We start from the raw sequence: 24,497 nt of genomic DNA, 5'->3' as shown, positions 1-24,497 counted from the left end.
GAGAGGCCGCGATTCCTTGGCGCGGCCTACGCCGCCTTGCGGCGGCCCTTGGTCCGGCGGGCGCTGCTGCGGCGCTTGCCGCCGGAACGCCGCCGCCGGGCGGCCGATTTTGACCGCCGCTTGCGGGACGCGCGGCGAATGGCGGACGGGCGCCCAGTTCGGCGCGCCCGTTCCTTGGCGCGGCGTAGACGGCCGCGCCGGAGCTTGCGGCGCCGCTTGCGGGACGCGCGGCGCGGCTTTTCTCGCCGCGGCTCAGCTGCGGCGAGAGGTTCACTTTCGCCCGGGACCGCAGGTCCGGGCGGAGGCACCGCCGCGATGGGGAGCGCGGCGGGCAGCGAAGTGCAGTAGCGGAGGTTCCACCTCTCCGCAAGCCCAAGCAGGCGCATGCGGTACGCCGCCGGGCCGTAGGCGGCCTCGGCCAGCTCCCGCGCCCTGCTCCCAATGGCAGCGGCAAGGCCTGGCTGCGCCAGCAGCGCTTTTACCGCCTCAGCCAACGCCTCGGTATTCTCTGGCGGGACCAGATAATCACCGCAGCCCGCAGTTTGCAGAATCTCCTGCAGTCCTCCGGAAGCATAGGCCACGACAGGTTTGCCGAAGGCGATCCCCTCCAGGGCTGTCATCCCGAAGCCCTCACGGATGAGGCTGGGCACAACAAGTACATCCATCGCACAATAGGCTGCCGGCAAGCAATCCTCATAGCCAACAAAATGGAAGCGTGAATAGAGGCCTTCCATTTTCACCTTACGAACACAGCGGTCATAGAAGGCTTTATCCCCCGGTGTTCCAATGACCAGAAACTTGGCATGAGGCTCAGCAGCCGATACAATCACAGCCATATTTACGAAATGCTCCAGTCCCTTTTCCTTATTAATAAAGGAAGATATATAGCCGACCAGCTTCTGGTACGGCTGCACTCGCAGCTCCAGTCTCCGTTCGCTCCGTAGCTTGCTCCAGGACGCTTCCATCATCTCTCCATCATTCCAAGACGGGGGAAGCAGCGTGACCTTGCCCACCATTATCTCTTGCGTAAAACAAGCCGCCGCCGTATGGGAGATGGCCAAAATCTCGTCACTGTTGCGGTTTATCAGTTCGACGCTGATCCCTGTATATTCATTGTTCGTTATGGCCTCTGAAATTTTCCATACTACGGGAATCCCCAGGGACTTGCCAGCCATGGCCGGAAGCACATGAACGCAGGTGCTGGTGATGATAAGGGCCGGACGTAGAACGACCAGCCAGTCGATTAATTCCCGATATTCCCTGCTTTCCTGCAGCTGCCTGGCATCGGCCGGGAGACCTGCATACGGAGTATACATTCCATACAAAAGAGGGATCGGCATAAGCTGTACATTCAGCCCGAAGCTCCGGGCTTGCTTGGTTAGCTTCCCTTCATGCGGCGCTACGAGTATACAGTTAAAAAAACGGGACAGCTCACGGCCGAAGAAGAGCAACAGCTTCTCCGCACCGGTAATGCTTCGTGTATTGGAGACATGAGAAAAGAGGACGATTGTAGCTTTATCGGCCATGGCGTCTTGGCGCTCCTTTCCCCAAGGCTTGGAGCGACCATTCACCTCCTAAAAGTTATCCGGAGTCCAGCCAAGCTCTTTCTTTGGCTGGATTATTCCCTGTAGCTGGTACCTATTAGCCAGGCTATTCCTTCAGAGGCAAAAGCACATTCCTGTCTTATGCCTGATATCGCTTAGCCGTAGATAATGGTCAGTAATTGGTTGAGACGTATCGCGTACGTGTGATCCTTCAGCGTCCGCTCATAGGCACGAAGTACAATTTCCCGGCGCTCTTCTTCATGAGTAAGGTAGAAGCGGATTTTATCCATCATTTCCTTCGGGCTGGCAAATGTCTCGATCTCCTCGCCTGCCTTGTAAAAGTTCCCCATGTCATCCCTGGCATCGCAGAGCTGCAGCGTACCACTCGCGGCAATTTCAAACGTACGCGGGTTCGGTGAAACAGCCGAAATACCCAGTGAATTGTTGTTAACATCCTTATCGATATGGGAACGATGCAGGTTGATGACGATTTTGGAGCCGCTGTAAGTAAGTGCTGTTTCCTGTGGAGACATCCACTTACCAATCTCAATTCGTTCGCCATACTGTGGGGCTTCGGGCAAGCGATCCCACCAGATTCCGTTGATAACCGTGTTGTACTGCATTAGTTCAGGCAAGACTTCACGGAAGAAGTTGATCCGGTTCCAATAGGCGGAGCCGATAAAACTGACATCACGCTGGACCGGTGAGCGAGTCGTAGTCGGGTGATAATGCTCCCGGTGAGCAGCAAAGGGAAGGTAATGAACCTGCTGGCAACCCAGTCCTTTATAGAAATCAATGCAGTTGCGTTCCAAGGTGAATACATAGTCATAATGCAGCACGATTTTCAAAGTGAAGTCTGTGTAGTAAGGATCATCTGTGAGCCAGATGGCCGTGCGGATGCCGGAGCTTTTCAGCTGGTTAATCTGCTCCAGCGGCAGATCCATTCCGTCCAAGACGAGCACCAGATCTGGATGATTGGCCGCTGCCAGCTCCACCAGATTCTGACGAACATCCGTCACTGTTACCTGAGAGGTCAGCTTTTGTAGAGCGGCGACAATTGCTTCGTCCAGAGGAGAGTATGGATAGCCTTTGCCTGAGGCTACATACATGACGTGAATATTGCGCACCGGGATCGGTTCTTCCGCTCTGCCGTCAAGAATCGCCAGCCGGCCCCGCAAATACCCTTCGTCATATCCTGTCTTGAAGCCAGTTAACCTCCCCCGCAGCTTTTGTTCTTCTGCAGGCGTCAGAGGCAGCGGGGGTGTAGGGAGTACAAATTTATTGCTCATCTGCTTCTCTCTCCTTTATTCCTATGAATGGATTCAGTTTCGCGAGGCAATGACATTCAACAGCTGTGGCAGGCGGGCAGTAAATGTGTGATTTTGCAGCGTAGTATGCAGCCCCCGTAACGCAATTTGACGGCGTTCTTCTTCATGATGGAGATAATAGTCCATCTTCCGCTGCAGCTCCTCTGGGGAACCGAACGTTTCAATGTCATAACCGGGAGTGTAAAAGTTCCCTAGATCGTCGCGCACATCCGTCAGCTGCAGCGTTCCGCAGGCACTGATCTCATAGGTTCTCGGGTTGATAGACCGCGAAGACAGCTGGTGCGTATTGCGGTTATCCTGTCCGTTCTCCCATGGTCGGTGAATATTAATGACCAGCTTGGCACCACTGTAATAGTTCGCAGTTTCTCCGGGTGGAATAAACCCGTCCTTGATGAATGGGGCCAGTTGGTCATAACGACTCAGCCGTTCCCAGAATCCCCCGGCAATCAATACCTTCTTGGTGCGCAGATAAGGGGCCAGCCGGTCAAACAGCTCGGTCCGGTTACGGAAGGCATTGCCGATGAATACGATATCGTACTTGTACTGAGGCCCAGTACGGCGGGGATGGAACATCCCGGGGTTCACACACAAGGGCACATAATGCACAGACGTCGCTCCAAGGGAGCGATAAAATTCCACAGCACTCAATTCATGCGTAAAGACATGATCGTAATGCCGCCAAATGACCGCGGTGTCCTCTGTAAAATAAGGATCATCCACAAACCAAATCGCCGCTGTAATACCCAACCCCCGTATGGCAGCAATCTGTTCCAGATGGTCATCAGGGAACACATGCAGCCCATTCATGACGAGCACCGCTTCCGGTCGTTCCCGAACGGCGGTGTCATACATGGCTTCAGGCGTGCTAACCACCAATTCACTGACCAGCTGCTGCAAAGCTTCCCTAACACCAGTATCAATGGCTTCAAAACCCTGAGGAACATACATGAGTTTAAATGGCCGGCATGCCTCCGCTTTCGGCGGGTTCAAGCGTTGCACGGCACGGCATAACCCTAAACGGTACCCTTCTTGGTAGCCATCGAGGTATTCGGGGTTATGCGCCTTTCTTATTTTTGCTGTCACGGCCTTCACCCTGCCCTGTCGTATTCTCAAGACAGTGTACTATATGCGGAGTCAGCACCCGCCTCATGGACATCTGTCTGTAGCACATATAAATTGGCAGATGTCCCCTGTCTTTTGCCCGGCTTGGCACACACCAACGCAGAATGTATCCACTCCTGCCGAACTGCTATAATAGAGTGATCATCGGAATTAGAGGAATAATGTGCTGCCGCCTGACTCGAGCAACGAGGAGGAAATCATTATGTATAACGTCAATGCCATGCTATATTTACGACACGCAGAGCTGCTGCGGGATAAAGTCCCTTCTTTTGGCTCATACCCATTTAATCTGCCTGCGGTACGTGAACTGGAACGTCTAGTGTTTGAGAAGCAGGTTACCTTTCTGGTAGGGGAGAACGGAACGGGAAAATCAACACTTCTGGAAGGTATCGCTGCTGCCTGGGGCTTTAATCCCGAAGGCGGGACACTGAACTTTACGTTCAGCACCCGTCCCTCTCATTCAGAGCTTTATGAGTTTCTAAGAATTGCTCGGGGCGTAAAGCGCCCAAAGGATGGTTTTTTCCTGCGGGCGGAAAGTTATTATAACGTCGCTTCATACATAGATCAGTTGGATGAGGAACCAGCTACTACGCCACGTATTAAAGATTCCTACGGGGGGAAGTCATTGCACGAGCAATCTCACGGCGAGTCTTTTTTCGCTACATTTGTTCACCGCTTCGGCGGAGGTGGCCTTTACATACTAGATGAACCGGAGGCTGCGCTTTCCCCGCTGCGCCAGATGTCCCTTCTTGTCCGGATGCATGAGTTGGTACAGCAGCGCTCACAGTTTATTATCGCGACCCATTCCCCCATCCTGATGTCCTATCCCGGTGCGGATATCTTTCAATTAGGAGAGAACGGTCTTCATTCTGTCACTCTAGAAGAAACAGAGCATTATACGGTAACCAAAGCATTCATGAACGACAAAAAGGGGATGCTGCGTGAGTTACTTGGGGATGATGAGTAGGCTTTTTTTCAGGCGGATGGAGAAAACCCGGGTAGTGTGCGGTTAAACGATAGGAGCTGGTTGCAGATGGTTGCAGTTGGTTGCAGTTGGTTGCAGAGGGTTGAAGCTGGTTGCAGAGGGTTGAAGCTGGTTAGAGCCAATAGTGCTGATACTCCTTAATGAATGAGGCTGGAAGGTGATAGGGTAGTTGAGGTAGTTGAGATAGTTGAGCTTGTTGAGCTTGTTGAGCTTGTTGAGCTTGTTGAGGTAGTCGAGCCTGTTGAGGTAATTGAGGCAATTGAGCTTGTTGAGGTAGTTGAGCTTGTTAAGGTAAGTTGCTCTTGTTGCTCTTGCTGAGGCTAATAGCTGCTTGAGGGACTGAGGCGAGACTGATAGTCTGCTAAATACAACAAACTTAAGATCAAACTAAAGCCAAACCTAAGATCCGAACGTAAGACCCGGTCGTTACTATAGTGAAATGTTTGGACTTCCGGTCGCTATTACCCTCAGTTTCCCTCATTATAACCGCTTCTTCTTAATAGAACATATTAAAATAACAAAACCTAGATAAGAGAGAGTTCATAATAATGATCTCCGAAGTGTAATTAACGGCATTTTTGTACCTTAAATAGCCTGCGTCAAAGGATATTTGGAAATTAAGTGCAATATTGCACCTTAAATCTTCCACTATAGGCCTTTCAAGGCTATTTTTCAAAAAATAAGATACAATAATGCCTCTATTTCGCTATTTTACCTTTAATCAAGAAAAATAAGGTGCAAAAATGCCGTTAGTTGGTAAGGTAGAGCCATTTTCTACTGTTAAGAAGACGGGTGCAGAGGATATTCTATGCATTTAGAAGTATGTCGGAGATTTGCTACCTGAAGCCCAAACTTAATCAGCATAACGTTGCTCTCCTGTTTGAATCATTATTTTACTTAATATGGCGGGTGAAAGTTGGCGACAGCTTAAGCTTAGGCATCCGATGCGAGCCTTCCTGCGGAAAGCTTTCAGGCGAACGCTTCGCTCCTACATTTGCGGACTTTCCTGCGGAAAGCTTTCAGGCGAACGCTTCGCTCCTGCATTTGCGGGCTTTCCTGCGGTAAGCTTTCAGGCGAACGCTTCGCTCCTACATTTGCGGGCTTTCCTGCGGTAAGCTTTCAGGCGAATGCTTCGCTCCTACATTTGCTAACTTTCCCCTTCCTTCCTCGCTTTCGCTTCTTACTTTTATACATCTTATATACCCTGGTTTCACCTTATAGTAGAAATGGAACATCCCTAGGACTATCTATACTTCAATATCGAAATATCGAAGCATCAAAGCATCAAAACATCAAAGCATCAAAGCATCAAAACATCCAAACATTACGACAGCTCAAATCAATCCAATATAACCTAAAACATTTAAATACCCCCTAGAATAGTCAGCTCTGAGACTTTCCCTAGGGGGTATTACGTATTTCTGAATTCTACAACAATAATGCCACAGTCACCGGGTCAAGTATGCATCCACCCATCTCTTCATCTCCTGGGATGGCCCTAGTCCCAACTCCCTGCGGTATTGTTCCTCAAAGCTCGCATAGTGCTTGATGACACGATCCCGCTTGCCACTTGCCGCATAAACCTCTAGCAACAACAGGTGCATATCTTCCTCAAGCGGGCAGACCGATAATCCTGCTTCCAGCCGCTGCTGAGCCTGAGTCCAGTCCTTTCTAGTCATTTGATGCCGTACCAGTTTATAGAGGAGCACTTTGTACTGCTTGGCACAGCCCTCCTCAAGCCTTACCTTCCAGAGATAATCCTTCCGATCGAGCAGGCTGCCCCGGTAAAGATCGCATAAGCGTTCCAATGAAGCTATATCCTCCGGCGCATCCGCCAAAGCGGGGCTACTCCGCTGCAATTCCAACAGATCATAGGAGGCCTGCAAAGTTTCCAGAAAGTAGCCGTCTCCAGTTTTAACAATATTCATTCCTATGTCCTGTTCCTTCAGCAGCTTCCTCAAACGATACACTGTATTGTGCAGATTATGTGCCGCGCGCTCCTCATCCATATCCGGCCATAGCACATTCATCAGATGCCATTTGTTAGAATCCTGGTTGGGGTAACACAACAAGTAAGCAAACAGCTCTTCCGTTTTCCGCGCCGGCCAATGGATCAGCTCCCCCTTCGGGTTCCGAACTTCAAAACCTCCGAAACAGCGTATGAAGGCCTGCGGCATGGGCGCCGACATGGCCTTAGACGAAGCTGATCGCCCGGCTTCTTTTATCAGCCGATCTGTAATCCGTGCGATCGCAGCCGGGGTCACCGGCTTCAGAATATAATCAAAAGCGAAGACATTGAAAGCCTCCAGCGCATACTCCTTATAAGCTGTTGTGAATACAATCCGCGTATTCTCGCAGCACTCATCAATTCTGCGAGCCAGTTCCAGACCGGAGAGCCGCGGCATTTCCACATCCAAGAACACAATGTCCGGTTGGAGCTTTGGCAAACTGGTCAAAGCATCCATAGGGTTGCTGAATGCCCCGATAATATGACAGTGGTGATTCCTTCCTACAACTACCTTCATCAACTCCAGAATCGGCTTCTCATCCTCCACAATGACCGCAGTAAATAAGTCCGTCCTTTCTTCTGCCATTTCATCGTTCCCTTCTTTGGTGCTGACAATCAACTGTGGATCCTCCTTATTTCAATTTCAGCTCCTCCGATGCTTCAGCTCCAAATTCTTGGCGATAAGCCTCCAGATATTGTTGTTGAAGTCGGCTGATCTTCTCTTTTTTTCCGCGTTGTTCATAAATACCGATCAGAAGCTCATGCATGTTCTCTTGCAGTGGATACATAGACAAATAGCCTCCCAGCAGCTCCTCCACCTGATCCCATTGTTCAGCAACGCTCTTCCGTTCAACGAGCTCACCAATCAGCATAGTGTACTGCTTAAAGTACGCTTCTTCCAGGGCCGCTTTCCACAAATATGGCTTGTTTTCCAGCAGCGGTCCCTGATACAAGGAACAGAGGTGCTCTGCTTGCCCCGCTATCAGCCCTGCTTTACTCTCACTGCTTTTGGCCTGATCAAACGCCAGTATATCGTAATCTACTTCACCGATATCCAGCATGTACCTGTCATTGAGCTTCTTGATTTCCATTCCAAAGTTATTTTCCTTTAGCATCTTCCTTAAGAGATACAACGTATTGTAAAAATTGGACAAGCTCTGCTTTTCCGCCATCTCTGGCCAAAGCAAGTCAAGTAGCCTCCATTTGCTGATATAGGTGGCCGGATGACATAGGAAGTATGCCAATAGCTCCTCTGCTCTTCGAGTACGAAAATGCAGCGGCTTCCCCATAGCATCCCTAATCTCAAATTCACCAAAGCAACGGATGGCCATCCTCTTTTTCTGAGAATTCACGTTATTAGGTACGCGCTTGTGGTTCAGACGCTCCTGCACCCGCTTAATGGACGCCGGCGTCACAGGCTTGAGAATATAATCCAAGGCTTGTACCTCGAACGCCTCCAGGGCGTAGTCCTTATATGCTGTTGTGAATACGATTTGTGTCTGCGGCATTAACGCATAAATTCGGTTGGCCAACTCGATCCCGTTTAACCTCGGCATTTCAACATCTATAAAAACCACATCCGGCTTCAATTCCGGCAACCGCTCCAGTGCCTCCAGTGGATGGATGAATGCACCGGCAATGATGAAATTGTGATCTCGACTAATCATGACCTTCATCAATTCAAGAATGGGCTGCTCATCCTCAACAATTACCGCACGAAACATGCTCGTCCTCCTTCATTTCCTCTCATCCCTGTTTCATAGGCAAGTAGATCGTCACTACCGTTCCCTGCTCCAGCTTCGAATGGATACTTAAGGCTGCGCCTGCGATCCGCTCTACACGCTGCCTGACATTGGCAATGCCTATGCCTCCATCCTCTCTTTCCCCTCCGGTCAACTTGTACAACAAATCATCTGAAATGCCAATCCCGTCATCTTCGACAGTAATCTTGATATATTCTTCTCTTGCCTGCACAGTTAGCGTGACTCTGCCTTGTCCTTCCTTCTCAAACAACCCGTGCCGGATAGCATTCTCAACAAAGGGCTGAATACTTAAAGCAGGGATTTCAAAATACGACAGTCCCTTGTCCACCTCAAGCACGTAATCAAACCGCTCCCCAAACCTTGCCTTCTCAATCTCAACGTAAGCATGAATGAGCTCCAATTCCCGATGCAAGGGCACAACCAGCGTAGAGCGGTCCATATCCAGAATAAAGCGGATATACTGGCTCAGCATAGTCAACAAATAAGCGGCCTTTTCTCCATCCGTATAGCAGAAGGAAATGACGTTGCTTAGTGCATTGTATAGAAAATGTGGCTTAATCTGCGCTTGATGGAAAGCTTGCTCATTGCGAAGCGCCTCCTCGAAAGAAGTTTTCATTGAAATCAATGTCTGTATTCTCGCGATAAGCGTCTCCACATCAAACGGTTTGGTGATATAGTCATTCGCCCCGACTCTAAACCCGAGCGCAATGTCCGATGCCGAATCTTTGACCGTAGCGAACAAAATCGGCAGCTCCAGAATGGAGTGCTTAGTGCGCAAAGTTCGGCACAAGTCAATGCCCGAAATTTCCGGCATCATGACATCCAGTATGACTAGGTCGATACCCGGATAAGTATTCATTTTGTCCAAGGCTTCTCTGGCAGAGAATGCAGTGACTACATTATAGTGATGCCTTCTCAGAATGTGCAGCAGGCTATGGATATTGGAGGCCTCATCATCGACGATTAATATGGTGTGTGCAAGCTCTGGATCGATGTCATCCAGGGAGATAAGCTCAGTGTGAGCCGTCCTCTGCCTTTCGGCTGCTGCCGCTGATTCACGGTATCCCGGAATCCGCTGCATCTTTTGCATGGTGAAAAGCATTCGTGTGCCCAGTCCCAACTCGGACCACTCCACATGAATCTCTCCGCCCATACGCTCCACCAGCTTACGACTGATATACAATCCAACGCCCATACCTGTGTAACCATCCTTGGGAAGCGGCTTCTCCACCTGTTCAAAATATTCGAAAATCGTCTCCTGCTTGTCCAGCGGAATGCCAGTTCCCGTATCCTCCACTACTATGGAGGCTATATTCTCAGCTAGGCTGCACCTGATGCGGATTTCACCCTGTTCTGTATGTTTTATCGCATTATGAACGAGGTTATATAGCACCTGCTGTAAGCGGCTTTCATCGGCCAGAACCCAGGTATCCGGGTCTACCAGGTTCTCAAGCGTTACTTGTTTCCCGGCCAGCTCGAACTGCAACACATCCATAACGATCTGGGAAGCAACACGAAGATCCACCACCGTCATTTGCAGACGCAGTTCCCCGTGCTTTAGGCGGCTGACATCAATAAGATCTTCAATGAGCATGGATAGCTTGGTCGCTGTATCCTTGATCAGCCATAGATTTTGCTTTTGGCTCGGCTGTAGATTCTCTTCCGTATCCTCCAGCAAATAAGAGGTCATATTCATAATGCCATGCAAAGGGGTCTTAAGCTCATGTGAGGTGTTCATTAAGAATTCGTCCTTTAACTGATTGGAGACCATCAACCGGCGTGATAATACCTCTATATTGGCATAGGCATTCGAGAATCGTAAGGCCAGCATGATATTAATGAGGACGATGAAGATGACGACCCCACATTTGCCAACCAGATCGTTGGTAATAACGTTCTCGGAATAAAGGCTTGAGTCCACCAGAAATACCAGCAGCGCGAAAGCCCCCACAATGATGAGCAGCAGTTCTGACCGATTGGAGGACGGTTGCTGATTGCGAATGTACAGATAGATCATCCGGATGATAAGTCCAGCGACCGCAAACGCCATATAGATCACCAAAAAATATTTCACACTGATGTGGACACTGTATGGCAAAATGACAACAGCAATGAGGTAAAGCGCAAAGGGCAATAAGAGTAGCCTTAGCTTTTTCGCAGACATCAGCCGGGTCTCCACACTGCAGAAAAACATAAAAATGATGATCGCACCTAGAAACTGGCTGATTTCCAGCAGTTTATACACGAAGTTAAACGGCAGGTCCGGGAAGAAACGTTGAAACACTTTTTCACCGTATAAGGAGTCCTGAAGGGCCTGTAGCAGCAAATATAGTCCGCTAAGGAGGTAAGCCTTCTCTCTTCGCCCCAGAAAATAGAAACTGAAATGATAAGCTCCGAACATGGCCAGAATTAAGATAATACCAATATCCGCCCCCAACTGAATGCTGCTTACTTCCGAAATTCGCCCCTGTGTACCGAATGGAATGGAGTTCACGATGCCCCCGGTAACAAAGTTGAAGTTAGAGACTTGAAGAAGAATCTCAAGCTTGGCAGTATCACTATGAAAAAAGACCGTGTAGGGTGTATTACTCGGCTGGAAACCTTCGACACCCATAGCAGGAGTACCGCTCCCACCTTCCATCACATCATTAATGAACAGCCGGTGGGCCATACGGACACTCCGTATTTTCAATCCGAGAACTTCGTCCTTATCCTTTAATAAAATGGTAAGTCGATACGTTCCGGCACCTTTACGACTAATCCCACTATCCTCACTCTCCCCCCGCCATGTGCCCGGGACGGTCAGATAGGAAGCTTTCTCTGCCCGCCCTTGCACGAAATCTTTGGGTTCGAGCAATTCGTCTTTATAGAACTCCCACTCTCCATCCAGATTGATAACGCCATTATTGTGCAAATCCCACTGGGTCAGATCAAGTACCCCCTGCTTCGCCAGAGGCGCCATCCGGTTAGGCAACGTATGGGAATAAATTGCGGTTAATAGCGATATTGCTATTACAAAAAACAAAGCAAAGCCAACAGCCTTGCTGTATTTGATTGTTCTCACCAGTCGGTCCCCTCTCCACAAACAACAGAACAGTATCATTGTATAACTAGTGACTCACAAAAATCTCAAAATAATTAGATTGGGGATCGGACTCGAGTTCAAATTATATAAGACCAACCGCTTCTAGCAGTTGAAATCTGGTAACAACCTATGCTTACGGGTGCGAGCTTTCCTGCGGAAAGCTTTCAGGGGAGCGCTTCGCTTCTACAGTTCCAAACCTTCTCCTTCGTACAAAATGCACATAGCTGAGTATGTACTGGGAGCTTATTGAGAGCTTAAGCTGAGAAGCAGACTGAACTGGGAACTTAACATCTATTCAGCGGTTAAAATAACGGCATTTTTGCACCTTATATTGATCATTTTAGAGTAAAAAAGGAAATTAAGAGCATTATTGTACCTTATTTCCTCGCTTATCCCTCAAAGGGTACTGTACCGCAAGAATTAACATGCAAAAATGCCCTTAATTGAATTAATCCTTCCTTTGTAGATAAATTAAGGTGCAAAAATGCTCTTATTTCTTTATTCACGAGGCTGGAAGCAAACCGGCGCTGAGCCAGCGAACCCCTCCCAATGTCACTCAGAAGTTGGACAGGGGGACGCGACCGCGCGGATTTGTGGGCTTCTTAGTGATGTAGAACTTTTCACTGTCCATTTTTTTATCTTAATTTGTATTAGTTTTCCGTCTAGTCTAAAACGAGCGTATAACAAAAAGACACCTTAAAGAGCAACGCCCCTTAAAGTGTCTCCAATAAATCTATTTGCATGTTAACGACCTCGCACTCCAGTGTAACAAACCATTCTTCACAATCGCAGCTTCGGGTAGCGAGCTTTCTCCCGCTTCCAGAATCGGGTCAGTCGATGCAGCACCCAGCCGAACATCACCACAACCATCATATCAAAGCTCACATTGAACATAAACAGATGCTTGCCGATATCAGCCCGGCCATCTCCAAGGATGGGCACCAGGAAAGAAAATATGCCAATCAACCCCAGCAGCATCAGTAGTTCGCCCGCCATCCGGCCCCGGGTCTCCCGAGTAAGGAAATACTGCACCAGCGCCACTGCAAAGTACACAACGTAAAATACAGACAGAAAACCAAGCGTGTGCGGGATATGTTTGTTTTTGAATTGGCTCCAAGCGCTGTAGGTGTAGGATAAGGCTCCAGCTGGCTTGTTCTCCGTCTTTTCATAGTTCCCGAGGTAGTACGGACGGATGGCCATGCTATTACTTGCTGCATACTCCATGTTCTTAATCAGGCGGTCCGGATGCTTGAAATAGAAGAACAACACGTCTTTATGCGATACCCGATCGTAGAAGTCCGGCCCTAGCGAAGGGTCATTTTGCTTGATAGCCGTATCATTCTGAAAATAATTCGTCCCTGCCAGCACCTCCAGCCGTTCAGGCAATCCCAGGTCGTGCAGATCGCCACGCACATCCGGCGACTCGTTCAGAATTCCAAAGAACACCGTCTGGTACAGGTTGATATGCTTCAGATCCTTCGGCGCAGCCACGTACAGAACGACTGATACCACGAAGATCGCGGCTGAGAATCGCAACGCCAGCTTCCGCCAGTTCCCCTCCCCCTTAAGGAAGGAGAACCGCAGAAAAATAAGGGCGAAGGCGATCCCGATAGGCGCGTTCTGGATTTTGGAACAGGTCAGGAACAGTACAGCGATGAAGAACAGCGTCAGCACTTTCGGTGTGGGCTTTTCCATAGATGTCAGCTTTAAACCCAGCGCGAACGCCAGCAGCATAAACACCAGCGATACTGGCTCGCCATACAGGGAATTGAAGTACGCCAGATAGCCGATATCGTAAAAGACGAACAGAATACCCGCGCCGAGCAGCAGACCCGTTAGATAGGAGCCGCGGGTATTGTGCTTCACTAGCAGCCAGGAGGCCACCAACAGCAGTACAGCGTACACTGCCCCCAGCAAACGGATATCGAAGAAGCTTCCGTGGAACAACCCACCCAGCAGCCGCGGAATCAAGACCAGCACGATTTGCGAGGATGGATAGAAGCCCTTGAACAGATTCTCATACGAGAATCGGGAATGGCTGAAGCTGAAGAACCGATCGGCATACGATTCGTTCGCATCGTAGTAATTCAGACCGGTAGTGCTCATCATGCGCAGGAAATCCCCGTTGTCAGCCACTCCAATGAAATGACCGAAGAACAACAGAGAAAGAATAATCCCTAGTCCAACCAGCGCGACTACCGTCTCTGGACGCCCTAATCTTCTCATAGTCTCTCCTTACCGCTGCGGAAGCAGCTTCACATATTCATCAGACAAACTCATTAGTTGAAGAATATAGTCATAGTCAGTCTCATACTTGCTGAAGTCACTCACCGGCTCCAGTGTATCCAGCGAGATGGCTTCACCATCCTGGAACGTTGTGCCCGGCACGAACATGATGTCATCATTAAAGAATGAACCTGTCGGCAGATAGTAGCGCATACCCAACACATTGCGGTCAATGTTCAGAAGGTCATGTCCAAAAGACGTAAAGCCTTCTCCCTCCAAAGAGACACCCAGCAGGTTGGCGATCGTCGGCATAATGTCGAGCTGTCCACCCGTGCGGTCGATCACTCGTCCCTGCTCCATGCCTGGCACTCGAACAATAAGCGGGATGTTAAAGCGGCTGATTCTAGAGTCATATTTTATCCCCAGTGCCTGCTCTACCTGCTCCGGAGGGACATCCTTCGGCTGCAAACCGAAATGATCCCCGTACATGACAAGCACTGTATTGTCCCAAAGTCCGTTCTGTTTCAGGCCTTCGATCAAGGTGCCAATGGCATAATCTGTGTAATTGACCGCCGTCAAGTAATCGCCCAGCATCGTATCCTTCAGGTCACCTTCGACGTTGATTTTTTTGAAGGCATCAGGAATCTTAAATGGGTGATGACTGGAAGCAGTGACCATTTGTGCGTAAAAAGGCGTCCCCTTGGCCTTCAGCTCGGCAAGCTTCTCAATGCCGGTAATGTACAACTGCTCGTCCGATGCGCCAAAGGCGTTAAAGTGATCATTCTTGAAGCTTTGTTTGTCATAGTAGCCGTTGAAACCCAGTGCCGGATACAGCTCATTCCGGTTCCAGAAACCAACCTTGTTCACATGAAAGGTATACGCTTCGTAGCCCTTGCTGCGCAGAAGACGCGGCAGGCTAGGCAGCTCCCGATCCCCGAACCCGGTCGACATCGCCAGCGTTGCAATGGGATAGATGGACGTATTACTCATGAATTCAGCATCGGACGTGTTCCCTGGGCCAATTTGCTGATAGACATGGGGAAAATAAAAGCCTTCATCCGCAAGCTTGTTCAGTACCGGCGTCAGCTCCTGTCCATTTAGCGATTGATGCAGCGGAAAGTTTTGAAAGGCTTCCATCTGAATCACAATGACATTGCGGCCTTTCTGTGAGCCAAACAGATCAGGGATTGTCCCCATTGGCTGATCACGGTAAGGATAGGAAGCTTCCAGCGTTTCAATTCTGCCAATCGTCTCCTTGATATCCCCAATTCCGATCAAACCGTTATCGGCATTAGCCTTGATCGCCGCCACTACCTCATAGTTGAGGAATCCGGCACTCTCCGCCTGCACTAATTCATTCGTAATCCCCTTCGCGTTCGTGATTGTATGACCCGACCACCAAGCGCCGCCGATCACACATACCAGGAGCACAATCAGATGAACTCTGCGGGCACTAGATGAGACATATTTTTCCTGTGAATAGGCAGGACCCCGCAGCCATCTGCGTACCCCGCGATAGAGGGCATACACCGCGATATCTATGAAGAACAGGTAGTCAATGATCTGTATCGTAGATTCCACGCTCTCCTTGATTTGGAACACTTGTTTCAGCTCGTAAAGAGCCAAATAAGTCGGTACCGATCCAAAATGGTTGAAGTATACACTACTCGCGAAGAACAGCAGCGACAGCACAATGTTGAATGCCCAGAAGACTCCGGACTTCAGACGCCGGGGAATCACTAGAGCCAGCACCCCCATCAGCATTAGCACCGGAGCAGCATCAGCGGCGATCCACTCCCAGGCGATTCTGTCAAAAAACAACACTCTCAGCAGCAGCAGCTTCAACAGTAGCAGCCCTGATACCATATAGAACTGGGCGTATAACGGCCCGTTTTTCTTCTTGTACATAACATCCCCTCTAACTCTTGATCATGATTTCGATTCCTGTATCCCGCTTGAAAAATAGCAGATTTCACTAGTATAGCAATAATTGTTTTTATTTCAAAATGGATTGCTGTAATTCATGCGTTTTTTCAATTGATATTGCATGTTTGTGCACATACACTTTGAATAACTACTATTTTGATCATGCACAGCCTGGAGGAACGGGACGTTCCGGGAAGCAGTAATTTTCTCAACAGAAAAATCGCCGCAGTCCAGAATAAGCTGTAGTGTGTACAGTCACACAACTCATCAGAATTGCAGGATTGTAGAATTACACGATTTGAGTTCCAAAACTTCACGATTGCATACTTCGGTGCTACCCTACGATATAGCTACACCAAAGTTTCGCTCTTTAGCAACAACAAAAAGCAGAGGGTTACATGACCCTCTGCCATAATTCGCTGACACTAGTAAGCTCTCTTGCCGATAATCTGTATTGCCTATATTCTGTGTTGCAGTATGGCTGTCCTGTTAGTACTGAATGACGGTAATTCCCTGTTCCCTATAAGGAAGGAGAATATCCTCTGGCACCTCATTTGACGTAATCAAGCAAGTCAATGCCGAGGCTGGGGCGACGATAAATGGTGCTGAGGTTCCAAGCTTATCAGGCGTCACCAGTGCAACCACCTCCGATGAGCCTGCGATCATCGCTCTTTTGACAAAAGCCTCATTCGTTGTGCGGCAGACTGATGCCGAACTCGGGGTGAATGCAATACACCCCCAATGATTTGTTGCCGTTCTTCTTTAAGCACTGGTATGACCACTTGTTCATCGTCCCTCGTGGACGAAATCTATAACAATCCGCGGCACGTAATTTCCGGCGTTTGTCTACGCAAATTATAGCGGCCGGGATTGATCAAGGTCAATTGGGCGAGACTCAGCCCAGGGGTGTGCGGCTGAGTAATCTTTTAATAGAACGATTGGCTTCCTGTAGCACAGTTTCCTTATCCATCGTCTTCATCAGCCCACGTTCCATCACAATCTCGCCGTCAATAATAGTCGTCTCAACATCCGCACGGGTGGCAGAATACACAATTCGGGAGATCGGGTCTACATCATAGGACGGGAACGTGTGAAAATTACACAAATTCAGCAATGCCAGATCAGCTTTTTTACCTACCTCAATACTGCCGATGCTACTCTCCATCCCTACCGCCTTAGCCCCGCCAATGGTAGCCATACGGAACACACTTCTCGCATCCATAGTCGTCGGCCCATGCTGCGGCTTCTGGATGACGGCGGCCAGGCGCATCTCATTGAACATATCCAGATTGTTGTTGCAAGAAGCACCGTCAGCACCAAGACTCAAGGAGACATGTTCATGCAGCATGCCCGGTGTATCTGCAATGCCCGAGGCCAGCTTCAGATTGGAGCCGGGACAATGGCTGACATGCACACCGCGTTCCCGCAAAATTCGCCGCTCCTCGGCATCAAGCCAGATGCAATGCGCCAGAATGAGGCGCTCATTGGCCAAGCCCAAATGGTCAAGGTAGACGATATTCCGCATTCCTGTCATGGCCTGCACAATCTCGATCTCCCCCAGATTCTCCGATGCATGGGTATGGACTTTAACCCCATAACGTGCAGACAGGTCGCGCACCTCTGTTAGCAGCGGCTCAGTACAGGAAATGACAAACCGCGGGGAGAAGGCATACTGAATCCTTCCGCCTCCGTAACCATTCCATTTCTCCAGCAAATCCACACTCTCTTGTAAAGAAGATGTTGTATCCTCTTGCAGAGCTGCGGGCACATCCCCACCCTTCTGATCCATCATCACCTTGCCGGACAAGGCGCGAATGCCGCTCGCTGCAATGGCCTGAAAAGCAAAATCCGTATGATGCACCGTCTCCATATCCACAATCGTCGTAGTCCCGCTGGAGATCAACTCCCCTATGCCCAGCATCGCAGAGTAATATAACGATTCCTCATCGTGCGCAGCTTCCAGCGGCCAGATTCGTTTGCGCAGCCAGTCCATCAGCTCCAGATCATCACCTTTGCCGCGAAACAGCGTCTGACACAGATGAATATGGGTTTGGATAAAGCCAGGGATAACCGTACGGTTAGTGGCATCTATAACAGTCTCACCTGCTTGCGAAATCAGCCCGCTGCCGATCTCTACGATCAGGCTACCCTTGATTCGAATATCACCGGTGATGATATCCTCTGAGCTGTTCATGGTTACAATCTCTGCATTTCTAATCAGGATGTCTGCCATTATATTCTCCCCCTTTAGCCTGGTTACCTTGACTTGTTAATGTGCTAGTACTAAGCGCCAGTTGTAACACAAAAAGGCCACAAAATATGCCGTAGCATATTTTCGTAGCCGGAAATTTACGGTTTCCAGTAGAGACCCTTAAACCCATTATTAAGGATATACGAAAAAGGCTTATTCAATTCAGTCGCTTGAATAAGCCAATCATAAAAGAAAGACATGATTCATGTCAATAAAAAGTTAATTATACTAACATGAATCATTCTAATTTCTTATTTTCGTATTTAAATCATATATACAATGAATCAATTCGATCTTCCGTGTTATTTTTAATAACACGGAAGATATCATCTGATCGTATCAGTCGATATTTTCAGATATTTCTTTTCTAACATGAACTCACTCCGCAGCAATCAGCACCTTCTCAAATACCGGGAAATTCGCGATACGGCTCGGGAAGGAAATCTCGCCTCTAAGCTGATAGCCGAGCCGCGGGTACAGTTCCAATGCTCTAGTGTTCATGGCGTAGGTATCCAGACGAATGCTTGTATACCCGTTCTGCAATGCCAGTTCCTCTGCAAAAGCAATCAATTGGCGTGCAATGCCCTTACCCTGAACCTCGGGATGTACTGCCAGACGGTGCATGATCAGATGAGGACCCTGATTTTGCTCCCAAGTAATCGTCTCATAGGCCTCTGCCTGATTTTCATCCAGCACCAGTATTCCGGCAATGGCCTGATTGTCTTCGTAAACATATAGTGTACCGCTCTCAATGTCATTTCCGATAACTTCTTTATTGGGATAATACTCGTCCCATTGGTCACTTCCGCCACCCTGCATGACTTTTACACATTTGGCAATAAGCTTCATAATTTCTTCCAGCTCGTCCTTATGTGCAGTTCGAATCCCATTGCTCATCTGTGCACCTGCTTTCTTTCTTCCTAATTGAATCCCTCCAGCGAGACCCTGACAAGAAGTCTATCATATTTGAGCCCGCTTTGAGGAGGGGATTTCCGGAAAAGAGAGCAGGGTAAAACATCCGGACGGACTCCTCCCGACCGGATGTTATTTCCTTCTTACCCAGACCAAGGCATCCACTGGGTTATTTGAATTCCAATTTATGCCCGTCCTCGAAGCCCTTGGCGAAACCGGCGTCGAACCCCACGTTGTATGCTTCGGTGTAGCCCTGCTGATAGGCGTCTCCCGGCGGCGTTTCTGGGGAGACGCCAAGATCCGGGGGGAGCGGAATCACCTGTGGAGCGTGGTTAGGATCCACTGAAGGTGCTGCGTTAGCTTGTGGGGCAATGTTGATTCTTCTGCGCAGGATGCGGCGGCGGCGAAGTCTTCTTTTTTTGCGCAGCACAAGACTTTTGCGGGTCTTCCCTTTACGAATCAGCCCTCGGCGAGTTTTGCGGGCAAGGCCTTTGCGGATCTTAACCTTCCGCGACAGCAGCAATCTGCGCCGTCTGCGAGTGATCGTGCCTAAACGCACTTTTCTGCTGCTCTTTTTCTTCATTTTCTTGATTCCTCCTGTACTCCATGTACTTTGGAGGTTCCTACAGCACATGTCTTGGTCTTGTTCAGCCATGGCGCTGCGGGAGTTCCTCTTTTAGGCCGGTGCAGCGAAATACCTGACATCATCCGGCACATGGCGCTCTGGTACCCGCTTAAGATCCGGATATTCTCGCTCAGCTTGCGGGCCGTCAGCTCGGAATGCCCCGTCAATTCGGCGATGCTCTCCAGTATAGCGGCCAATGCAGCCTGGCTGCGGGAAATGGAGCGGATCATCTCCAGTTTAACGGCATGCTCCGAGAGACGGCCCCCGGTCATTTGCTCAAGTCCCCAAAGTCAAACCCGTCGCCGCCCGAAAACCCTTCTCCGCCGCCTTCTTCTTCACCACTGCCCAGCACAGCCTTCAAATTGCTGTAAAGCCCGTTCTCCAGCTTGGTTAGCCCCTCCACCATCTCAACGATCACTTCGTGAATGGAGAGGGCTTCTTTCAACTGCTCCTCATGACTTTCGAAAACTCTCGCGTGAATATGATGCTGTGTCCACTGTTTTACCTTCTCCGCTTCAACAGCCTTCGCCTCCAGGATCATGGCGACGTTCCACTGGATCACTGCCGTCGACTCCAGCATTTGTAGAAAAGCCTTTTCCCTGCTCATCACCAGCCTCCTACTCCTTGCGCTTACTCTTCTTCCTGCCCATCCATTTCCTTGATGACTCTGCCGACCCCTTCTGCCATCGCCTCTTCCAGATCAGCCAGGGCATTGAGGTACGCAATAATATTCTTGTTGACCTGACCCGTGCTTTCGATCAGACCGCTGGTTCCTCCAAAATCAGGCTCTGCATCCGGCAAATCGTGAACGATTTGCGACATACGGACAACCACGTGACGTTCGGCGTCGAGGATCCGCGCCATCTGTTCGTGCGTATGGGCCATGTGCTGCAGCACTTTTGTTATTTTATTCTGCACCTTCATGTCTCCTTTGCTCAAACGCCCTGCTACAACATATGCGGCAGGAGCCCTGGCTGTGCCGGAAGTGACCTCTATTCGCGGAGTTGCGCTTCCTGGACCCCGCCCATTTTTTCATTAGTGACCTCTCTGGAAATGCTGGGTTGATCTGCAGATAGATACCTTTCCATCCTCTAGGTCACGCAAAAAAGGCTCCGCCATATGGCAGAGCCTGATTAAGTCATTGTTTTATAGCGTTAGAACGATCCGCCCATCAACCTCGCCCTGCTCCAGCTCTGAGAAGACGTCATTGATCTCCTCCAGCTTCCTGACGGCTGTGATCGCCTTCACTTTCCCTTCCGCCGCAAACTGCAGAGCCTCTTCCAGATCCTGTCGCGTTCCGACAATGGAGCCAACTATAGTCGTCCCATCCAGCACCGTATTGAAGATAGGCACCTCCATGGTCTCCGGTGGCAATCCCACAAGGACTAGCGTACCACCCCGTTTTAGGGAAAAATAGGCGCTATCGAACGCTTTTTTGTTCACAGCCGTGACAATGCTAGCCTGGACTCCGCCCAACTCGCGCTTGATTACTTCCGCCGGATCGTCCGTTCTAGGATCTATAGCTACGTCGGCTCCCAATTGCTTAGCGAGTGCCAGCTTCTCCTCGGAAGTATCCACGGCAACCACGTTCAGACCCATAGCCTTGGCATATTGAACAGCCAGATGACCCAAACCGCCCACACCCACAATCGATACCCATTGCCCGGCACGGGCTTTGGATACCTTCAGTGCTTTGTAGGTAGTGACACCCGCACAAAACAACGGCGCTGCCTGCACAAAGTCGATAGAATCGGGGATTTTTACAACATAATCGCCATGGGCAATACAATATTCAGCATAGCTGCCATCGACCGAATATCCTGCGTTCTGCTGCTGCAGGCACAGCGTCTCACGTCCACTCAAGCAAAATTCGCAGTGACCGCAGGCCGAATACAACCATGGAATACCCACTCGGTCCCCTACCTGCAAATGCTTAATCCCCGCGCCAATCTGCTCTATCACACCGACGCCTTCATGTCCAGGAATTAATGGCAGCTTGGGTTTGACCGGCCAGTCCCCATTCGCAGCATGAAGATCCGTATGACATACGCCGCAGGCGTGGATTTTGACTACAACCTCATGGGGCTCCGGATCACGTAATTTGACTTCCTTAATTTCCAAAGGCTTTTTAAACGCATCGGTAATTGCCGCTTTCATACTGCTCCTCCTCTAAATGATGAATTGGAAATAGTATGTGCGACCCTGCAACATTTAACTCAAAAAGGAGTGTCCGGCAACTCCCGGAACACTCCACACCACCCGCATTATGACAGTGTACCCTTGAGCTTCTCCCCTGCCTCTTGCAGAGACTGAAACGTTCCCGCATCACTCCACCATTCCTTCAGCACATCATAGCTCAGCTTGCGGTCTGCGGCATACAGGTTGTTCACATCGGTGATCTCTAGTTCACCTCTCCCCGAGGGAGCAATCCGCCGAATAATGTCAAATACGTCCGAGTCGTACATATAAATACCAGTCACGCAGTAATTCGTCTTTGGTTGCTTGGGCTTCTCTTCAATATAGGCAATCCACACAGGATCCTTCTCGTCAAAGACGGGAACACCGTATCTGCGTGCATCCTCCACTGGTGTCAACAACACTTTGGCCGTCCCTTGGGACTGCTTGATAAAGCTATCCACATATGGGGTCAGATCGTCCATAAACAAATTATCACCGAGCAAAACAACGAATCGCTCCCCCGGAGAAATGAATCCTTCCGCAAGCTCCAGTGCCTCCGCAATACCTCCTGCGGCTTCCTGAATTTTATAAGTCAGAGAGACGCCGAACGAGGCACCGCTGCCTAAAAAATCCGTATACAACCCGGCGGACTGCTTGCTGATGACCAGAAGAATATCGGTGATCCCCCCTCGGCGCAGCCGGTCTATACCGTAGCACACCATAGGATAATTGCCGACCGGAAGCAAATGTTTGTTCATAAGCCGGGTCAGCGGCCAGAGTCTGGAACCTGTTCCGCCCGCCAGTATGACTCCCTTCACTTACTTTCCTCCTCTTTATCTACGTCATTAGTCTTCGGGTCATTGACATCAGATGAAATTCGCAGGGTCCACCTGCCATTTATCTATAAACTTGCTGCGATTTCGTTCCAGCAGGTCCTGCCAGCCGCTATTATATACTTCCTTGAAGCTGGCGCTTCCTTCATGGTGTACAAGACAATCTCCGGCAATCAGCAGCCGGTAACCCTGTTGCCGAGCGCGATAGCAGTAATCATCGTCCTCATAATGTCCAGGTGAGAATCTCTCGTCCAGCAGCCCTACGGATTCCAACACCTCTCGCTTCAGCAAAAAGCACAAACCTACCAGCCGCTTTGCTCCGATCCATTTACGGGGATCGGGAGCATTCGCGATTTCGGCGGCTTCATGATACCCCGGCAAATCGGTGTATTCCGTCTTGACTTGTTGTCTGCCACTGGCATAGTTCGTCACCGGTCCGACAATCCCGATATCCGGCGCACTGTACAGCGCCGCCTTCAGATTGCTCAGCCATCCAGCGGAGACAATCACATCATTATTCAGCAGCAGCACTTCATCGCCGGAAGCCAGCTGTAGGCCGAGATTGCAGGCGGCTGGAAAGCCGCAGTTGACGGGCAAGGAGATGAACGCTAATTTCTGCGCCCGGCAGTATTCTGTAGTTTCATCCTGTGAACCATTGTCTACGACGATGATTTCATAAGGAACCTCCGTCCAGGTCCGGATGGCCTCTACACAGGTCCGCAGCAGGCGGAGCCCGTTATAGGTCGGAATAATAATACTGGTCCGCGTCATATCCCATTCCTCCAGACCGCCATCTGACGCCGCTTCTCCCAAAGGACCTCTTCCGGCACAAGACTCCCAGGGTCCCTTCGGGAAAGCACTTCGTGCAACGCCTCGGCATGATCTCCGGTAATCAGCTGCTCCACAACGTTGCCACTTCCGATATTGGTTCTGCGCAGCCGATTTTGCTTGATGACATCAACCGTTCCCACCTGCTCCACCTGGAGACGGCCCAGGATAGAGCGTGCTTGCGCCTTGGGCGGAACCATCAGCTCCTGATAACCGATCTTCTCCAGCGCATGCCGGGAGAGCGCGTGGGGAACGGCCGTCATAGAGCTAACTCCCAGATCGCCCCGGCCTAGGGCAAGATTCAGGAACATCTTGCTGCGCGTCACATCGTCACTCAGCCGAAACGGCGGCAGCAGCGGATTCAGGTCATTAAGGGCGACATCTACCCCGTTGTCTACAGCGGCAGGGAAGGGAGCAAGCAGCGGCGCCGGAATCACCATGTCGCCATCGAGAAATAGTAGGATGTCACCTCTGCTCAGCTTCGCGCCTATGGCCCGGCCAACATCATGGCCCGCTGAATCTGGAAGGTGAATGATCATCGCCTCCCGGGAAAGGCGGGCTTGCCGAAAGCTATTATCACTGCACCCGTTAAGTACAACAATGATCTCCATAGGCTGAAGGCGCGACACCTGCTTGAGCAAAGGCAGCAGCGTTTTCTGCTCATTACGCGCCGAGATGATTACCGACAGAGTACCTCTCCGTTTCCATCTCCCCGTCTTGCGAAGGCTCTGTCTGCGTGGCGCAGCAGTCCGGCCGCTGCTGCGCCGCGAACTCTTCCTGCTCGTCGCTGCTATTGCCCTTCTCGCCGGCCGCTGCTGAGAAGCAGACTTGCGAGGTACGGCCACAATAAGCCTCCGTCTACGTTTCGACTTTATCTTCATCT

The 24,497-nt window shown here is 50.1% G+C and carries 21 protein-coding genes and 1 riboswitch; of the genes, 2 read left to right on the top strand and 19 right to left on the bottom strand.

The genetic code is table 11. The features are described 5' to 3' along the window. Positions 1-26: 26 nt before the first annotated feature. From ACFORK_RS15435 to ACFORK_RS15425, 3 genes are all read right to left on the bottom strand, one after another. Positions 27-1,526 carry a glycosyltransferase family 4 protein gene (locus tag ACFORK_RS15435; protein WP_379200362.1) on the bottom strand — a complete coding sequence of 500 codons (1,500 nt, stop codon included), beginning with the start codon at positions 1,524-1,526 and terminating at the stop codon, positions 27-29. Between the two features lie 173 nt (positions 1,527-1,699). Continuing rightward, entirely contained in the window at positions 1,700-2,833 is a 1,134-nt protein-coding gene (locus ACFORK_RS15430) for a CgeB family protein (protein WP_379200360.1), read from the bottom strand. A 33-nt stretch (positions 2,834-2,866) separates the two neighbouring features. After that, on the bottom strand, positions 2,867-3,955 hold the full coding sequence (locus tag ACFORK_RS15425; protein ID WP_379200611.1) for a CgeB family protein: 1,089 nt from the start codon (positions 3,953-3,955) through the stop codon (positions 2,867-2,869). A gap of 241 nt (positions 3,956-4,196) precedes the next feature. Here ACFORK_RS15425 and ACFORK_RS15420 point away from each other — a divergent pair, with 241 nt between their 5' ends. Continuing rightward, positions 4,197-4,961, top strand: a complete 765-nt coding sequence (locus tag ACFORK_RS15420) for an AAA family ATPase (RefSeq protein WP_379200358.1) — start codon at positions 4,197-4,199, stop codon at positions 4,959-4,961. Positions 4,962-5,123: 162 nt separating this feature from the next. Continuing rightward, positions 5,124-5,297: a hypothetical protein gene (locus tag ACFORK_RS15415; RefSeq protein WP_379200356.1), complete on the top strand. Its 174-nt coding sequence runs from the start codon at positions 5,124-5,126 to the stop codon at positions 5,295-5,297. Between the two features lie 1,130 nt (positions 5,298-6,427). On the opposite strand, the gene ACFORK_RS15410 is transcribed toward ACFORK_RS15415, so the two are convergent. The 16 genes from ACFORK_RS15410 to ACFORK_RS15335 all read right to left on the bottom strand — a co-directional run bounded on the left by ACFORK_RS15410 (position 6,428) and on the right by ACFORK_RS15335 (position 24,495). Next, the gene (locus ACFORK_RS15410) at positions 6,428-7,606 is read right to left on the bottom strand and encodes a response regulator (RefSeq protein ID WP_379200354.1); all 1,179 of its coding nucleotides are present in this window, start codon (positions 7,604-7,606) and stop codon (positions 6,428-6,430) included. Between the two features lie 13 nt (positions 7,607-7,619). Then, the gene (locus ACFORK_RS15405; protein ID WP_379200352.1) at positions 7,620-8,711 is read right to left on the bottom strand and encodes a response regulator; all 1,092 of its coding nucleotides are present in this window, start codon (positions 8,709-8,711) and stop codon (positions 7,620-7,622) included. Positions 8,712-8,733: 22 nt separating this feature from the next. Beyond that, positions 8,734-11,814 carry an ATP-binding protein gene (locus tag ACFORK_RS15400; protein ID WP_379200350.1) on the bottom strand — a complete coding sequence of 1,027 codons (3,081 nt, stop codon included), beginning with the start codon at positions 11,812-11,814 and terminating at the stop codon, positions 8,734-8,736. An 801-nt stretch (positions 11,815-12,615) separates the two neighbouring features. Then, positions 12,616-14,061, bottom strand: coding sequence for a glycan biosynthesis hexose transferase WsfD (gene wsfD / locus ACFORK_RS15395; protein WP_379200347.1), 1,446 nt, complete (start codon positions 14,059-14,061; stop codon positions 12,616-12,618). Positions 14,062-14,070: 9 nt separating this feature from the next. Then, on the bottom strand, positions 14,071-15,969 hold the full coding sequence (locus ACFORK_RS15390) for an LTA synthase family protein (RefSeq protein ID WP_379200345.1): 1,899 nt from the start codon (positions 15,967-15,969) through the stop codon (positions 14,071-14,073). 507 nt (positions 15,970-16,476) lie between these two features. Beyond that, on the bottom strand, positions 16,477-16,653 hold the full coding sequence (locus tag ACFORK_RS15385) for a DeoR/GlpR family DNA-binding transcription regulator (protein WP_379200343.1): 177 nt from the start codon (positions 16,651-16,653) through the stop codon (positions 16,477-16,479). A 229-nt stretch (positions 16,654-16,882) separates the two neighbouring features. Then, entirely contained in the window at positions 16,883-18,220 is a 1,338-nt protein-coding gene (locus ACFORK_RS15380) for a 5'-deoxyadenosine deaminase (protein WP_379200341.1), read from the bottom strand. An 85-nt stretch (positions 18,221-18,305) separates the two neighbouring features. Further along, a riboswitch (purine riboswitch) is annotated at positions 18,306-18,404 on the bottom strand. Positions 18,405-18,616: 212 nt separating this feature from the next. Then, positions 18,617-19,135 (bottom strand): GNAT family N-acetyltransferase, encoded by a 519-nt coding sequence (locus tag ACFORK_RS15375; protein WP_379200339.1) that lies wholly within the window; start codon positions 19,133-19,135, stop codon positions 18,617-18,619. A 184-nt stretch (positions 19,136-19,319) separates the two neighbouring features. Next, the gene (locus ACFORK_RS15370) at positions 19,320-19,733 is read right to left on the bottom strand and encodes a FliH/SctL family protein (RefSeq protein WP_379200337.1); all 414 of its coding nucleotides are present in this window, start codon (positions 19,731-19,733) and stop codon (positions 19,320-19,322) included. Further along, positions 19,730-20,047: a hypothetical protein gene (locus ACFORK_RS15365; RefSeq protein WP_379200335.1), complete on the bottom strand. Its 318-nt coding sequence runs from the start codon at positions 20,045-20,047 to the stop codon at positions 19,730-19,732. Before ACFORK_RS15365 ends, ACFORK_RS15370 begins: the two co-directional genes overlap by 4 nt. Next, positions 20,044-20,382, bottom strand: a complete 339-nt coding sequence (locus ACFORK_RS15360) for an alpha-helical endospore appendage domain-containing protein (RefSeq protein ID WP_379200333.1) — start codon at positions 20,380-20,382, stop codon at positions 20,044-20,046. The genes ACFORK_RS15365 and ACFORK_RS15360 overlap by 4 nt, the downstream gene beginning before the upstream one ends. A gap of 23 nt (positions 20,383-20,405) precedes the next feature. After that, on the bottom strand, positions 20,406-20,693 hold the full coding sequence (locus ACFORK_RS15355; RefSeq protein WP_379200609.1) for a nucleoside-diphosphate sugar epimerase: 288 nt from the start codon (positions 20,691-20,693) through the stop codon (positions 20,406-20,408). Positions 20,694-20,921: 228 nt separating this feature from the next. Continuing rightward, a complete protein-coding gene (gene adhP / locus ACFORK_RS15350; protein WP_379200331.1) occupies positions 20,922-21,932 on the bottom strand; it encodes an alcohol dehydrogenase AdhP in 1,011 nt (336 codons plus the stop codon). Positions 21,933-22,039: 107 nt separating this feature from the next. Further along, on the bottom strand, positions 22,040-22,771 hold the full coding sequence (locus tag ACFORK_RS15345; RefSeq protein WP_379200329.1) for a sugar phosphate nucleotidyltransferase: 732 nt from the start codon (positions 22,769-22,771) through the stop codon (positions 22,040-22,042). A 48-nt stretch (positions 22,772-22,819) separates the two neighbouring features. Further along, entirely contained in the window at positions 22,820-23,557 is a 738-nt protein-coding gene (locus ACFORK_RS15340; RefSeq protein ID WP_379200327.1) for a glycosyltransferase family 2 protein, read from the bottom strand. Beyond that, positions 23,554-24,495 carry a glycosyltransferase family 2 protein gene (locus tag ACFORK_RS15335; protein ID WP_379200325.1) on the bottom strand — a complete coding sequence of 314 codons (942 nt, stop codon included), beginning with the start codon at positions 24,493-24,495 and terminating at the stop codon, positions 23,554-23,556. Before ACFORK_RS15335 ends, ACFORK_RS15340 begins: the two co-directional genes overlap by 4 nt. Positions 24,496-24,497: the final 2 nt, after the last annotated feature.

The sequence above is a fragment of the Paenibacillus sp. GCM10012306 genome, assembly GCF_042649265.1.
In the GTDB taxonomy this organism is placed as follows: domain Bacteria; phylum Bacillota; class Bacilli; order Paenibacillales; family Paenibacillaceae; genus Paenibacillus_AQ.
Note: the sequence above shows the minus strand (reverse complement) of the source record. Positions and strands in the feature narration are given on the sequence as shown.

Excerpts from the sequence above, each read along its gene's own strand:
- wsfD (WP_379200347.1), bottom strand. The coding sequence starts at position 14,061 with ATGAGAAGATTAGGGCGTCCAGAGACGGTAGTCGCGCTGGTTGGACTA.
- ACFORK_RS15380 (WP_379200341.1), bottom strand. The coding sequence starts at position 18,220 with ATGGCAGACATCCTGATTAGAAATGCAGAGATTGTAACCATGAACAGC.
- ACFORK_RS15335 (WP_379200325.1), bottom strand. The coding sequence starts at position 24,495 with ATGAAGATAAAGTCGAAACGTAGACGGAGGCTTATTGTGGCCGTACCT.
- ACFORK_RS15340 (WP_379200327.1), bottom strand. The coding sequence starts at position 23,557 with ATGACGCGGACCAGTATTATTATTCCGACCTATAACGGGCTCCGCCTG.
- ACFORK_RS15435 (WP_379200362.1), bottom strand. The coding sequence starts at position 1,526 with ATGGCCGATAAAGCTACAATCGTCCTCTTTTCTCATGTCTCCAATACA.
- ACFORK_RS15370 (WP_379200337.1), bottom strand. The coding sequence starts at position 19,733 with ATGAAGAAAAAGAGCAGCAGAAAAGTGCGTTTAGGCACGATCACTCGC.
- ACFORK_RS15365 (WP_379200335.1), bottom strand. The coding sequence starts at position 20,047 with ATGACCGGGGGCCGTCTCTCGGAGCATGCCGTTAAACTGGAGATGATC.
- ACFORK_RS15375 (WP_379200339.1), bottom strand. The coding sequence starts at position 19,135 with ATGAGCAATGGGATTCGAACTGCACATAAGGACGAGCTGGAAGAAATT.
- ACFORK_RS15415 (WP_379200356.1), top strand. The coding sequence starts at position 5,124 with ATGAGGCTGGAAGGTGATAGGGTAGTTGAGGTAGTTGAGATAGTTGAG.
- ACFORK_RS15420 (WP_379200358.1), top strand. The coding sequence starts at position 4,197 with ATGTATAACGTCAATGCCATGCTATATTTACGACACGCAGAGCTGCTG.
- ACFORK_RS15430 (WP_379200360.1), bottom strand. The coding sequence starts at position 2,833 with ATGAGCAATAAATTTGTACTCCCTACACCCCCGCTGCCTCTGACGCCT.
- ACFORK_RS15390 (WP_379200345.1), bottom strand. The coding sequence starts at position 15,969 with ATGTACAAGAAGAAAAACGGGCCGTTATACGCCCAGTTCTATATGGTA.
- ACFORK_RS15360 (WP_379200333.1), bottom strand. The coding sequence starts at position 20,382 with ATGAGCAGGGAAAAGGCTTTTCTACAAATGCTGGAGTCGACGGCAGTG.
- adhP (WP_379200331.1), bottom strand. The coding sequence starts at position 21,932 with ATGAAAGCGGCAATTACCGATGCGTTTAAAAAGCCTTTGGAAATTAAG.
- ACFORK_RS15405 (WP_379200352.1), bottom strand. The coding sequence starts at position 8,711 with ATGTTTCGTGCGGTAATTGTTGAGGATGAGCAGCCCATTCTTGAATTG.
- ACFORK_RS15385 (WP_379200343.1), bottom strand. The coding sequence starts at position 16,653 with ATGATCGCAGGCTCATCGGAGGTGGTTGCACTGGTGACGCCTGATAAG.